Source organism: Bacillus sp. NPDC093026, assembly GCF_044754665.1.
GTDB lineage: Bacteria > Bacillota > Bacilli > Bacillales > Bacillaceae > Bacillus > Bacillus maqinnsis.
The window spans coordinates 34128-48008 of sequence record NZ_JBIVPN010000007.1 but is presented as its reverse complement, the minus strand read 5'-3'; the positions used below and the strand labels follow the sequence as shown (position 1 = coordinate 48008).

General features: G+C 42.1%; 13 protein-coding genes. 10 read left to right on the top strand and 3 right to left on the bottom strand.

The window, feature by feature from the left end; genetic code table 11:
- The first annotated feature begins 57 nt into the window (after positions 1–57).
- The 8 genes from nadE (at position 58) to ACIQCE_RS13740 (ending at position 9244) form a co-directional block, all read left to right on the top strand.
- The gene (nadE, locus tag ACIQCE_RS13775) at positions 58–879 is read left to right on the top strand and encodes an ammonia-dependent NAD(+) synthetase (protein ID WP_400495492.1); all 822 of its coding nucleotides are present in this window, start codon (positions 58–60) and stop codon (positions 877–879) included.
- Between the two features lie 330 nt (positions 880–1209).
- Positions 1210–2067 (top strand): citryl-CoA lyase, encoded by an 858-nt coding sequence (locus tag ACIQCE_RS13770; protein WP_400495491.1) that lies wholly within the window; start codon positions 1210–1212, stop codon positions 2065–2067.
- On the top strand, positions 2064–3497 hold the full coding sequence (locus tag ACIQCE_RS13765; RefSeq protein WP_400495490.1) for an aldehyde dehydrogenase family protein: 1434 nt from the start codon (positions 2064–2066) through the stop codon (positions 3495–3497). The genes ACIQCE_RS13770 and ACIQCE_RS13765 overlap by 4 nt, the downstream gene beginning before the upstream one ends.
- Before the next feature lie 17 nt (positions 3498–3514).
- Complete coding sequence (gene aroD / locus ACIQCE_RS13760; protein ID WP_400495489.1) at positions 3515–4276, top strand: type I 3-dehydroquinate dehydratase; 762 nt, start codon at positions 3515–3517, stop codon at positions 4274–4276.
- Between the two features lie 38 nt (positions 4277–4314).
- Positions 4315–6081 carry a thiamine pyrophosphate-binding protein gene (locus tag ACIQCE_RS13755; RefSeq protein ID WP_400495488.1) on the top strand — a complete coding sequence of 589 codons (1767 nt, stop codon included), beginning with the start codon at positions 4315–4317 and terminating at the stop codon, positions 6079–6081.
- 13 nt (positions 6082–6094) lie between these two features.
- On the top strand, positions 6095–6475 hold the full coding sequence (locus tag ACIQCE_RS13750) for a cupin domain-containing protein (RefSeq protein WP_353853858.1): 381 nt from the start codon (positions 6095–6097) through the stop codon (positions 6473–6475).
- Positions 6476–6681: 206 nt separating this feature from the next.
- Positions 6682–7884: a CaiB/BaiF CoA transferase family protein gene (locus ACIQCE_RS13745; RefSeq protein WP_353853857.1), complete on the top strand. Its 1203-nt coding sequence runs from the start codon at positions 6682–6684 to the stop codon at positions 7882–7884.
- Positions 7885–7930: 46 nt separating this feature from the next.
- Positions 7931–9244, top strand: coding sequence for an MFS transporter (locus ACIQCE_RS13740; protein WP_400495487.1), 1314 nt, complete (start codon positions 7931–7933; stop codon positions 9242–9244).
- Positions 9245–9285: 41 nt separating this feature from the next.
- Here ACIQCE_RS13740 and ACIQCE_RS13735 read toward each other — a convergent pair whose 3' ends face one another.
- Positions 9286–10674 (bottom strand): hypothetical protein, encoded by a 1389-nt coding sequence (locus ACIQCE_RS13735; protein WP_400495486.1) that lies wholly within the window; start codon positions 10672–10674, stop codon positions 9286–9288.
- A gap of 117 nt (positions 10675–10791) precedes the next feature.
- Here ACIQCE_RS13735 and ACIQCE_RS13730 point away from each other — a divergent pair, with 117 nt between their 5' ends.
- Together ACIQCE_RS13730 and ACIQCE_RS13725 are read left to right on the top strand one after the other, a co-directional pair.
- Positions 10792–11565: an IclR family transcriptional regulator gene (locus ACIQCE_RS13730; protein WP_400495485.1), complete on the top strand. Its 774-nt coding sequence runs from the start codon at positions 10792–10794 to the stop codon at positions 11563–11565.
- Between the two features lie 85 nt (positions 11566–11650).
- Complete coding sequence (locus ACIQCE_RS13725; protein WP_400495484.1) at positions 11651–12208, top strand: shikimate kinase; 558 nt, start codon at positions 11651–11653, stop codon at positions 12206–12208.
- A gap of 121 nt (positions 12209–12329) precedes the next feature.
- On the opposite strand, the gene ACIQCE_RS13720 is transcribed toward ACIQCE_RS13725, so the two are convergent.
- Together ACIQCE_RS13720 and ACIQCE_RS13715 are read right to left on the bottom strand one after the other, a co-directional pair.
- Positions 12330–12605 (bottom strand): hypothetical protein, encoded by a 276-nt coding sequence (locus tag ACIQCE_RS13720; RefSeq protein ID WP_400495483.1) that lies wholly within the window; start codon positions 12603–12605, stop codon positions 12330–12332.
- Between the two features lie 223 nt (positions 12606–12828).
- Complete coding sequence (locus ACIQCE_RS13715; protein ID WP_400495482.1) at positions 12829–13614, bottom strand: carbon-nitrogen family hydrolase; 786 nt, start codon at positions 13612–13614, stop codon at positions 12829–12831.
- Positions 13615–13881: the final 267 nt, after the last annotated feature.

Sequence of the window (13881 nt, the reverse complement as noted above, 5' to 3'; positions counted from 1 at the left end):
TAAATTGAGAGTAAAACCTGTTCTCTTCATGTAGAGGATGCTTAGGAGGAAGAATGTATGAGTTTGCAAAAAAAAATCAGCCAAGAGTTACATGTACAGCCCTCAATTGACCCGAAGCAGGAGATTCAAAAACGGGTTGGATTTCTGAAAGAGTACTTGAAAAAAACAGGTGCAAAAGGGTTCGTCCTTGGGATTAGCGGCGGTCAGGATTCTACACTTGCTGGTCGTCTGGCTCAGATCGCTGTAGAAGAGCTGCGACAGGAAGGAAAAGAAGAGGCAGTCTTTATTGCGGTTCGTTTGCCGCATGGGAAGCAGCAAGATGAAGAGGATGCCCAGTTGGCGCTATCATTTATTCAGCCAGATAAATCATGGAAATATAATATTGAGCCTGCAGTTACGGCATTTAGTGACCAATATCAAAAAGAAACAAACGATACACTATCCGACTTTCATAAAGGCAATGTCAAAGCAAGAATGCGAATGATTGCGCAGTATGCGATCGGTGGACAGGAAGGGTTGCTTGTGATCGGTACAGATCATGCAGCAGAAGCTGTGACCGGTTTCTTCACGAAGTATGGTGATGGCGGGGCAGATGTTCTTCCGCTGACAGGTCTCACAAAACGACAAGGTCGCAGTCTGCTAGAAGCACTTCAAGCACCGGAACGACTTTATTTAAAGAAACCAACAGCCGATTTGCTTGATGACAAACCTCAGCAAACGGATGAAACAGAACTTGGGATAACGTACAATGAAATTGATGATTACTTGGAAGGGAAGCCTGTCTCAGCTCAAGCGGCAGAAGCCATTGAAAAACGTTATGTTCAATCAGAGCATAAACGTCAAGTGCCTGCTTCTATGTTTGATGACTGGTGGAAATAATCATTGAACAAAATGACTCTCCAGAGATGGAGGGTTTTTTTAATGCGAAATATTCATGAGAATTTGACAGGATGGAAGGATCATGGTTCATTGAATAAGTAGAACGATCTACATAAGTCTGTTGGACTAAAAGGGGCATATTTGATTATATCAAATAAAGTATTTATTAGTTCGATTCGCTTAATTTAAGATGAAATAACAGTATTTTCAGAAAAAACAATTGACGATGAAAACGAATACGCTTACAATGAAACCACATTCCAAAAAGTGAAATTAAATTCCACTAGACGGAATAAAGGATTGTTTCAACTCAAATAAGAGGCTAAAGGAATGATTCACACAATGAAAAATCGAAGTGCACTGGAATTATACAAAGAAGGAGGCGCTTGGTGGGAGACGGAGATTAGTGATATTCGGAAAAATTCAATCGAGCTTCGAGGTTATCCAATTGAAGAGCTCATTGGTGAATTATCGTATCCGCAAATGCTTTATTTACTGCTTGTTGGTGAATTGTTGGATGATCCCAAAGCAAAGCTTTTTGAAAGTGTTCTTGTCGCTGGTGCAGATCACGGGCCAAGAGCACCGTCTATTGCGGCAGCTAGAATGTCTGTCACCTGTGGCATTTCGTTTAACTCTGCTATAGCCACAGGGGTGAATTTATTAGGAGATATTCATGGAGGTGCCGGTGAAAAGGCAATGCGCATGCTCTACGAAGCCAAAGCGATCTACGATGAAAACAAGGATGTGAAGTCTGCTGCACAGCAAATATGTCAGGCATGGTTAACCTGTAAGGCCAAAATTCCAGGAATCGGTCATCAACTTCATGATGATGATCCACGGGTGAGACGGTTATATGAATTGAGTCAGACATATGTACAAAACGGTGATATTAGCGGAGTCTATTTGCGCTTAGCAGAAGCAATTAGGCATGAACTGGAAAATATAAAGGGGAAAAAAATGACGATGAACATAGATGGCGTATCAGCGGCTATTCAATGTGAATTAAGCATCCCAGCTGAAGCCGCAAAAGGCATCTTCTCGTTATCAAGAGGAATGGGTATTGTGGCGCATGCTTACGAAGAGCTGATCAAAGGAGCTCTTGTGAAGGGACCTTGCCCAAATGAAGAAAGGCTGGTTCGTTACATAGGGCATGAGACGCGCCATTTGAAGGAGAGTGAGAGAATTTGAGTGAATTGAAAGCGTTATCATATATAGGGGGAGAATGGCTAGAAGAAAATCGCTTACAGGAGAGCATCATCAACCCGTACTCTGGAGAGATGATCGGTGCATCCTATTTAGCGTCAAAAGAAGATATTGAAAAGGCACTCTCCTTAGCACAGCATAATAAAAAACAATTAGCGAGTATTTCGGCGTTAGAACGTTCGATCGTTTTAAAGAAAGCGTCCGCTATGCTAGAAGAACAGAAAGAGTATTTTGCCAGACTGATCTCTTTAGAATTAGGAAAACCTCTCAAAAATACACGAGATGAAGTGTCACGATCCATTGAAACATTAGAGCAATCAGCAGAAGAAGCCAATCGGTTAATAGGTGAGACCATTCCTGGTCATGTATCATCCCGTGGACAGGGAGCAATGGCCATGACATTTAAAGTGCCAGTCGGTGTCGTATTAGCCATTACCCCTTTTAATGCGCCGCTCAATTTAATCTGTCATAAAGTCGGCCCTGCGTTTGCGTCGGGAAATGTCATTATTTTAAAGCCTGCCCCGCAAGCATCAGCTGTAGCCACAGCGTTTGTCAAACTGCTGCTTGAAGCAGGATTTCCTGAAAACGGCTTACAGCTCATTATCGGAGGAGTGGAAGCAGGGAGACAGTTAGTCACTGATGAAAGAACCAATCTTGTCTCTTTTACTGGAGGGGCAGTCGGCGGAGAACATATTTCTACATCTGCTGGATTGAAAAAAGTGCTTCTTGAGCTCGGCGGAAATGGAGCCACCATTGTTCACCATGATGCGGATATTGAACAAGCTACGTCCCTTTGTGCGAAAACGGGTTTTAGTAACTCCGGGCAAAGCTGTATCTCCGTACAAAGAATTTATGTTCACCAGCAAATTCTGACGTCATTTACTAACAGACTAAAAGAAAAAGTTGAACAGCTCATCGTTGGAGATCCACTATCAAGTAAAAGTGATATTGGCTGTATGGTTGATGTACAAGCGGCAAAGCGTGTAGAAGCTTGGATACAAGAAGCAGAGAAAATGGGCGCACAGATCATATCTGGAGGACAAAGGAATGGAGCGAGTGTCATACCGACCATTTTACTAAACCCACCGAAACAGGCAAAGGTTGTTTGTGAGGAAGTGTTTGGTCCGGTCGTCAGCATTCTCCCTTATCAAGACATCAATGAAGCGATCAAAGAAGCTAATGATAGTCGCTTCGGTCTGCAAGCTGGAATATTTACGAATCAGTTAGATGTGGCTTTACATGTTGCGAAAGAACTTGAAACTGGGGGCGTGATCATCAACGGTACGTCGAATTTCAGATTAGATCATTGGCCATATGGCGGAATTAAGCGAAGCGGTATTGGAAGAGAAGGTCCACGTTTCGCCATTGAAGAAATGACAGAAACCAAAATGGTCGTCATTCCAAATGGTATATGAAGGGGGGATAGATATGAATGAAAACAGTGCAGGCGGGCGCTCAACCGATGATCTGTACCCCATTGATTGGGAAGACAAACGAAGAATTACTGCATGAAGTAGAGGTGTTAGCCGAGAAGAAACCAGATGTGATGGAATGGCGAGCGGATTTTTTTACACACCTGAATGACGAGGACTGTGTGTTAGAGACCCTTAAGTGTATAAAAGACAAGGCAAACGGAATTCCATTCTTGTTCACCATTCGATCAGAAAGAGAAGGTGGCGGAAGGATATCGCTCTCAGAGAAGGAGAAAGTATCGCTACTTGTCAAGCTTTGTGAAAGTAAGCGTGTGGAAGCGATTGATTATGAACTGATGCAGGATGTCAAGCATATGAGAGAAGTCGGTCAGGCGGCTAAAAAGAATGGCGTGACATTGATTGTTTCCTATCACGATTTTCAAGGAACGCCCGAGGTGGAACGAATGGTACAAATACTCGTCGAAGCAGAATCAGTTGGGGCAGACATCGCAAAGATTGCTGTGATGCCTCATACCTATGATGAAGCATTACAGCTATTGGCAGCGACTAGTCAAGCTCAAAAACGATTGGCAATTCCAATCATTTCAATGGCGATGGGAAAGTATGGCGCTTTTACGAGAATGATTGGCGGTCTTTTTGGGTCTGTGATGACCTTTGCTGTGGGTAAAGAGAGCTCTGCTCCCGGCCAAGTGGCGATACAGGATTTAAATCAGGTTCTATCCATTGTGTTTTCAGAGAATGAGAGTGTAGAAGAGTCATAGCGGAACCATGAAAAAAAAAGTTTGGGAGGGAGAGAAAGATGAAAAAAAATATATCTGCACAGGTCATTCAGTATTTAGAAAAGCGAGGAGTCGAGCATATTTTCGGTCTCTGCGGTCATACGAATATTGCCTTTCTATCAGCACTGGAAAAAAGCCGCATTCAATTTGTGAATGTGAGGCATGAACAGATTGCTGCACACGCGGCGGATGGATATGCAAGAGCGAAGAAACAGACAGCCGTCGTTCTCAGCCATTTAGGTCCGGGACTCACGAATGCGGCAACAGGAGTAGCGAATGCTGCGCTTGATTCAATTCCAATGGTTGTCATTGCAGGAGATGTTCCAAGTCATTACTACGGAAAGCACCCACACCAAGAAATCAATCTTCATTCCGATGCTTCTCAATATGAAATTTATCGACCGTTTGTGAAAAGAGCATGGCGTGTCGACATTCCAGAACTATTTCCAGAGATTTTGTCAAAAGCTTTTCAATTAGCCGAAAGCGGCCGTCCAGGTCCAGTGCTCATTTCCGTTCCGATGGATGTGTTCTCAAAAGACTTAGATGTATCACTGTTTGAACAAGTAGAACATCATACACACACCATTGAAAAATCATCTATTGATGATCATACAGCAAATCGAATCATGGATCGATTGCTTCAGGCTGAAAAACCGCTTTTATATGTTGGGGGAGGCATTTTATTAGCAGATGCTGCAGAGGAATTAAAGTCATTCTCTGAACATTTGAGTATCCCTGTTGCTCATTCCTTGATGGGAAAAGGAGCGATGCCGGATGACCATCCAATGACCCTTGGGATGACGGGCTTTTGGGGCACGAAATTTATCAATGATCAGTGTAAAGAGGCGGACTACATTTTCGCCTTAGGCACTCGCTTTGCTGAAGCTGATGCGAGTTCGTGGGAATCGGATTATACGTTCCGCTTCCCATCAACCAAACTGATTCATATTGACATTGATCCGAATGAAATTGGACGTAACTATCCTGTTGAAATTGGAGCTGTGGCTGATTTGAAGCAGGCATTAACAGTGTTAAATCGTGTGGCGAGAGAGAGACTGCCAGAAGGTCTAGATCGTCCTGAATTGAAAAAAGAGATTGCCGCCTATCGTCAGGAATTCCAGCAGAACAATCTGACGAATATTCAAGATGACTCATTCCCAATGAAGCCACAGCGAATTTTGCAGGAAGTGCGTGAGGTCCTGCCGGCAGATGCCTTCATCACAACCGATGTTGGTTGGAATAAAAACGGTGTAGGACAGCAATTTCCCGTGCTTACGCCTGGAACCATTTTAACACCAGGGGGCTTTGCGACCATGGGATTTGGAGCACCAGCGGCGCTTGGAGCAAAAATCGCCCAGCCTGACCGTGTTGTTGTGTCACTTGTCGGGGATGGAGGATTCGGTCAAAATCCATCTGTTTTGGCAACGGCCGTGGAGGAAAACATTCCTGTTGTGTGGATTGTGATGAACAACAGTGCTTTTGGAACGATTGCCGGCTTGCAAATGGCACACTATGAAACGACTTATGGCACTGTATTTAGAAAAGATGGAGAAAGCTATTCTCCTGATTTTGCTGCCATCGCAAGAGGTTATGGGGTGAAAGGGATTAAAATCACCCGCGCTCATGAATTCAAAGAGGCACTCGCCGAAGCGATTTCTTCTGAGCAACCGTGTGTGATTGATGTGGCGATGAAAAATGACCCTGTTCCTACAGATGGACATTGGAATATTAATGATATTTATTCACCAAATACAAAACGCTCACATGTCAGTGTGAATGAAATATAGGGAGGAATTTTCCATGAAAATTAAAGTGTTGAATCCGTTTAAAGATGGACATCCATTATGGTTAGGTTTAGATCATCCAGAGGAGCAAATGATTCGCAAGGTGTTTCAAACCATTACACCAGATACAGTCGGATCAGAGCATATGATGGCAGGTCTCACCATTTTTGAGCCGGGAGAAGCAAGCTCTGTTCACAATCATCCGGGCTCAGAGGAATTTGATTATGTCATTAAGGGGTCTGGCGAAGTCATTTGTGATGGAGAAAGACAGTCCTTTCAGCAAAATGACTTTATGTTTATCCCAGATGGAGTTTCACATCAGCATGTCAATACGGGAGATGAACCTTTATGGCTCATTTGGCTGTATACACCGCAAGGACAGCTACCAAAGAATTAAGGCGAGAGGTGGGGTTGTATGCCGCCCCTGCATGTAGACAAATCCTTGAACTCGTTGTCACATCTTGAGCACTGTGTTTACGAATGTTTCATTTCGTTCAGTGCTCAGTTTTTTCTAGACTTCAAGGGTTTTTCATGCATGCTGAAAAGAAGACAAAGGGCTAAAACAAAAAATCATTTTAGCTCTTTATGAAAGGGAGTCACGCAATGAACAAGAAAACGCCGCTTGAAGGAATCAAAATATTAGATGTCTCTACGATGATTGCTGCCCCATACGGCGCAGTTCTTTTAGGGGATTTTGGTGCCGAGGTCATTAAAGTCGAGATTCCTGGAAAAGGGGATACGCTGCGGCATGTTGGTCCTTTTGCTGACGGTGAACCGCTTAGGTGGTCAGGGCTCTCAAGGAATAAGAAATCTCTCACACTTGATCTGCACAAAGCAGAAGCGAAGGAGATTTTTAAAAAGCTTGCGGGACAAGTCGATCTGATCATAGAAAATTTCCGCCCAGGCACACTCGAAAAATGGGGAGTGGGTTACGATATTTTAAAAGAAATAAACCCTAATTTAATTATGATTCGTGTATCAGGCTATGGGCAGACAGGTCCATTTAAGGACAAAGCGGGTTTTGGCACACCTGCCACAGCATTTAGTGGTTTTACGTATATACAAGGGTTTCCAGATCGTCATCCTGTCAGTCCGTCATTTTCTCTCACGGATTACATTGCTGGGATATATGTTGCATTTGCTGCGGTGACAGCAATGTATTATCGAGATACACATCCAGAAGGAACGGGACAAATGGTTGATCTTGCCCTGTATGAATCTGTGTTTCGCATGCTAGAGTTCTTGATTGCTGAATATGATCAGCTTGGTAAGGTGCGTGAGCGTTCACCGGGGCTAAGCGGTCATTCGAGTCCTGCTGGCACCTACGAAACAAAGGATGGCCATTATCTTGTACTTGTGACCAGTACAGATTCGACTTTTAATCGATTAGCTGAGGCAATGAATCGGTTAGATTTACTAGAAGACGAGAAATTCTCTGTGAATGAAGCCAGACTGAAACATAATGACGAAATGGATGCCATCGTCTCTCAGTGGATTGCGTCAAGAACAAGGGATGAAGTATTGGAGATTCTTGATGCACATGGCGTGCCTGTGAGTCCGATTCTAAGCATTCGAGATATCTTTGAGCATCCGCAATTTAAAGAACGAGAGAATATTGTCGAGGTTCATCATCCGCGTCTTGGCAAAGTGAAAGTGCCTGGAATTATTCCAAAGTTTGAAAAAACACCAGGGAGTATCCGTCACAGTGCACCTGATTTAGGTGAACATAATTATGAAATTTTAACTAGCATGCTTGGTATGACAGAAGAAGAATGCAAACAGTTAGAAGAAAAAGGGGTTATCTAAGGAAGCTCAAATGCTTCGCACTGTGCGGAGACAAAGGAGGATGGTTATGAAAGTGCATTCAGAACTGAAGGGGAACGAACTGCAAATCGCTTATATGAAACCAACAAAAGCTCGCTTTGGCATCTTGATTCTCTTGTTTTTTATTACCGCTATTAATTATATTGATAGAGCCAGTGTGTCAATCGTTGCACCAGCCATACAATCTTCACTGCAATTAAATCCTGCATTACTAGGTCTGATCTTTTCGGCATTTAGCTGGACTTATACGGCGATGCAAATACCAGGGGGCTTTATACTTGATAAATTCGGATCAAAGGTGACGTATGGGATCTCACTCATTACTTGGTCGATTTTCACAGGCTTACAGGCGTTTGCGAACAGTTTTGCTTTTTTATTCGGTTGCCGTTTGTTTATTGGAATTACAGAATCTCCAGCATTCCCTGCGAATAACCGCATTGTGACCACTTGGTTTCCAAGACGAGAACGAGCTTTTGCGACAGGCGTCTACACTGCCGGAGAGTATGTTGGTCTTGCATTTGCGACACCTCTTCTTTTTTGGATCATGACCACTTTCGATTGGAGAACTGTGTTTATTACCGCAGGTGCGCTCGGCATCATATTTGCTTTCTTTTGGTATAAATATTATCATGAACCAAAAGAGCACCCGAAGATCAATGAAGACGAGCTAGAATTGATTCGAAAAGGGGAAGGACTGACGGTGACATCACAAGAGAAGCTGAAATGGGGAGACTTTGTAGCACTGCTGAAATATCGTAAATTGATCGGATTATATATTGGTCAATTTTCTGTTGCATCCACACTCTTTTTCTTTTTAACGTGGTTTCCCACATATTTAGCTGAGGCGAAAAATATGGCATTTCTAAAGGTTGGTTTTGCTGCATCCCTTCCATACATCGCTGCATTCTTTGGAGTGCTTTTTGGCGGCTACATCTCCGATTGGTTACTCAAAAAGGGAGTATCCGTCAATGTGGCTAGGAAACTGCCTGTTGTTGTTGGTTTGCTTCTAACAAGCACCATTGTTTTGGCAAATTTTACAACCAACATTCCATTAGTTCTCACCATCTTATCCATTGCCTCCTTCGCACAAGGACTGTCGAATATCTCATGGACGATGTTGTCTGAGGTGGCACCAAGAGAAATGGTCGGACTGGCTGGAGGCGTGTTTAACTTTTTTGCTAATTTATCTGGGATCGTCACACCGCTAATGATCGGTTTGATCGTTTCAGTGACAGGCTCTTATAACGGTGGTATTTTATTTGTTAGCCTCGTTGCAGTATGTGGAGCGGTGTCCTACATATTTATCGTAGGAAAGATTGAACGTATCCAATTAAAACCATAGAAAGAAAAGAGAGTTCATTCAAAGGAATGAGCTCTCTTTGTTTACGAATAAAAGATGACAGTGATCACGGTTGCGCACATGAATCCCATACTAATGTAAAAGACGGCAAACCAGATATTCCAACGAGTGATACGGTATGGATTGACCTTCATCAAATCAGCTAATAGTGAGACGGATACATTAAATGGACTAAACATCACAGTTGACGTTCCAGCTGTTATGAGCATAATCGCAATTGGAAGTGCGGGCAGTTCATGAAGGACAGGTGCCATCATGCTGATTAAAAGTGCAAGTGAGACGAGTGGATGGAAGCCGCAAAGAGCCGTGATGAGAAAGTACAATCCGATGACACAATAAACCCAAATCGCATGACTTGATATACTCATAATCAATGCTTGAACAGGCTTCATACTGTTTGTAACAATCAGCATATCGACAAAGAAACCAGCACTTAAAAATAGACACATATAATTAGAGAGATGAACGGTTCGTTCTTTCCAATGTGGAACAGACACCGCTATATATTGTTTCCGCTTTTTGATGACATACGAGAATAGTAGAGAAAAAGGAACAATCGTTAAGACGACGGTGAATAAATAGCCTTTCCCAATCCATGTATCTATAAGAGAGACAAGCGTGATAAAGCTCAGCAGCATGAGGGCGAACTGAAGGGTTTTTCGCTTTATTCTCTTAGGGGTGGTGCGTGCATCCTTTAGCTGGACGATACCCGGTAATTGCTTACTTTTACGAGAAAAGAGAATCCAATCTGTCATCAATACAACCAACATTAAACAAAAGGTAACGGGTGCAATTTGATAATATTTCAGCTTGGTTGCATCAATGGTGACGCTTACCAGCACCTCAACAGGACTCCAGCTTAGGCAAAGCGCATATGACCTTAAGAGATTGCGTGTATAGATATTTTGTCTGACGTCTTCCTTAAGGGAGACCAGTGAAGGTTTTAAGGAGGTATATAATAAAGGGATGGTTGCGATATTTAAGAACATCCCAAGGATGTGAGTGACGAATGAGCTCTTTTGATAAAGCTGTTTTGTACTGGTGGTATGTAAGGTTAGCAGTTTATTTAGCTGTGTATCAAAATGTCCGACATGTATGAGAGAATGAATAAATGGCAACATGAAAAATAAAGAAATCAAGCCTAGCATGGAATGAAAATGGAGAAAAAAGGTGTGCAAAGGCTGATCGGACAAAAAGAATAAGACCAAACCAATGGAGAGAAAAACAACGCCTGTTTTCAAATAAAGCCCATTTGCCCGCTTAAGAGAGATGATGAGCGAAGCGACAGCAAGCAAACCAATAAAATAAGAGAGAATCGGAATATTGAATAATTGATTGAAGATGTAAAAACTAATAAGAAGTGTAAAGATCACTAAGTACATCACGACATCTCCTTCAACAACATCGTACATGGTTTTAATTCCGCCTATCGGAATTTGTTTTCCTTTTATGGAACATTTAAAATGGATTATAGCAAAGTTGGTTATTGATGTCGATAAGAAATCAAAGTGGAAAAGGAGAAACTGAATATGGCTGATAAGAAGTCAAAGGAAGAATCAGGACTGCGTACCGTTCAGCGCGCATTAGATATTCTGTATTGTTTTAGTGAAGAGCGTCAGGAGCTGACGTTAACTGACATTTCGAAAGAGCTAAACTTAGCAATGTCCACCACAACGAGACTGCTCAAGGCACTAGAAATGAATCATTTTGTAGAAAAAAATCAAGACACCTTAAAGTACCGGCTCGGTCAAAGGCTTTACCTGCTCGGTTATATTGCGGGGAAATCCATTCAACTTAGAGAATTGGCAAAGCCGCTCATGTACAAACTACGTGATGAAACAAAGGAAACCGTCAATCTGTATGTACTAGATCATACGAGCCGGGTTTGTATTGAACAGGCTGAAGGGCTTCAATCCATTAGGCACCTTGTCAAGATCGGTGAGAAGTTGCCGTTATACGCAGGTGCTGGAGGAAAAGTATTGCTTGCTTTCCAAAGCGAAGAATTTCAGCAGAAGGTATTAGCGTCAGAAGCCGATCAACAGACGAGAAATGGATGGCGAAATGAATGCAAGCGTATTCTTGAGACGAATACAGCTTGCAGTATTGATGAACGGGAGGTCGGATCGGCTGCAGTAGCTGCACCAATTTTTAACATTCATGGTGAGGTGAAGGCGTGTTTATCCATATCCGGCCCAACTCACAGATTTACAAGTGAGGTCATTCCTCATTTGCAGCAAAAAGTGAAGAAACAGGCACAGCAACTCTCTGAACAGCTCGGCTACGTCGTCAAGTACAATTTTTAAGAATGCCTATCTTTTCGCAGTCCATTTATCATATAATAGAAACATTATGTAGCATTCCTTGTTGTAAGGAGGACGTGTCACGAATATGAAATTCAATAGAGAGATCCCTGTGAGACAGAGAAATATTGTCCTCATTGGCTTTATGGGTGTTGGAAAGACAACAATTGGGCAGCTCATTGCCAAAAAGTTATATAGAGATTTTATTGATGTTGATCAGGAGATTGAGAAAAAGTACAACATGACGATTCCAGAGATCTTTGAGCAAAAAGGAGAAGCATTCTTTAGACAGGCTGAAAAGGATTATATCGTTGACTTATGTGAAAACACACAGCTTAAAATCGTCTCTCTTGGAGGTGGTGCGTTCAAACAGGAAGAAGTCAAACAATCTTGCTTGAAGCATTGTACAGTTCTTTTCCTTGATTTATCTTGGGAAAATTGGAAACAGCGCCTTGATATTTTAATTGAAAATCGACCTGTTCTCCACAGCCGTACGATTGATGAAATGAAAGAGCTGTTTGAGGAACGAAGAGAAATTTATGCTTTTCATAACTCAAGAGTCGAAACGGATCATTTGGAGGCTGAGGAAGTGGCCAATTACATAGTGGACACACTCAAGCTTGGCTGGGATTTATACTCGAAATAAACTACTTGTCTGGGACTGTGAGACAGGGATTAACACACCTTTATGAAACAGCCAGTTTCCGACAGCCCTTTCGGTGAATGGTTGTTTCATTTCAATTAATTCAGACACTCTGCCAAACATATTATCGTGTTTGGCAGAGTGATGAATTGATGTCACACCTTTTGTTTTCATTGGTGACCTCGTTTTTACCCAGCGATAACATGTTGATTTTGCCGATCTTGAACAGTTGAAAGAATGCAATGACACTTACTTCGTCTTTTACCGCTTCATCAATAGACACTAATGCTTCTTTCTCTACCTCCTTTCCCATTCTTTGCCCTTTTTGAATATCCCAATTTGCTGTTTTAGTATGAATATGCTTCCCAACAGGTTGATGAAGCCAGTGGATTTCACCCAAGTTTCCACTTGTGTTTTATTTCTAATGCCTAGCTTGTCCATGATATCTTATGATGTCACAGATGGATTCTAATTTTGTAGTGTTTAAAGGCTTAGATGAAACACCGATTGAGCATGTGCAGAGGGTTAAAGAAAAAAAGCATAAGACATGTCATGTAACCATACGAATCATCAGTTAAACAAACGTTTCATTAAACAAAAAAAAGCAGGGAGAGTCCTGCTTTTTAATATATGTCTAGACGCTGATCAGTTATGACGGGGATTTGGTTTCTTACCTCATCCACCATATGAAGATCAATCTCTGTATAATAAATGTTCTCATCACTGCTGGTCTCAAGTAATACGTGTCCGAGTGGATCAATCACCATTGAATGGCCAGGGAATTCTGTCTCTTTACTTGTGCCCGTTCGGTTCACAGCAATCATAAACGATTGGTTTTCAATGGCTCTTGCGATCAGCAGACTGCGCCAATGGTCGACTCTTGCTTTCGGCCATTGCGCGGTATTCACCAGCATTTTCGCCCCTTTGTTCACGAGTGTTCTTGAGAGCTGCGGGAAGCGGAGATCATAGCAGATCATTGTGCCAATCGTCACGTCTTCATGATAATCAAATAAACCGAGCTGATGACCAGCCGTTAAATATTGATCCTCATCCATTAAGCGAAATAAATGAATTTTATCATAATCTAACACAAGCTCGCCTTGACGATTAAACACATACATTGTGTTGGTGATTTCCTTTTTTTCTGAACGCATGTTTAGTACACTTCCTGCGATGAGATAGACATGGTGGTTGCGAGCGAAGGAAGAGAAAAGTTGTTTTGTGTGTTTCCCGTCTACGTCCGCAAGTTGATCTGCGTCTTCTAAAGCATAGCCCGTATTCCACATTTCTGGAAAAATGATCAAATCAGGCTGTTGACGGATCGCTTTTTCTAAGAATGCTTCTGCTCTCTTAAAGTTCACATCTGGTTTTCCAATGTGTATATCCATTTGAACAAGAGCGATTTTCATGTCGTTTCCTCCTTTTACATGAGCGTAAAAACGCCACAATGTCAGAATTCATGATTCATATGTGTTAAGTCTGCTGATCTTGCCGGAAAAAAGAAGTGCTTCAGGCCAGTTTCTTTATCATAAAGGTTTATGCAGTCTTTGCCAACAGAAAAGTCAGAAGGTTTTGTCTATATAGGGGTAAGAGGCTTATAACCCTTTTTCTACATGAGAAAAGATGATATGATAAGAGCAATTCACAACATAACTTATAAAACAAAGGGGAATAGT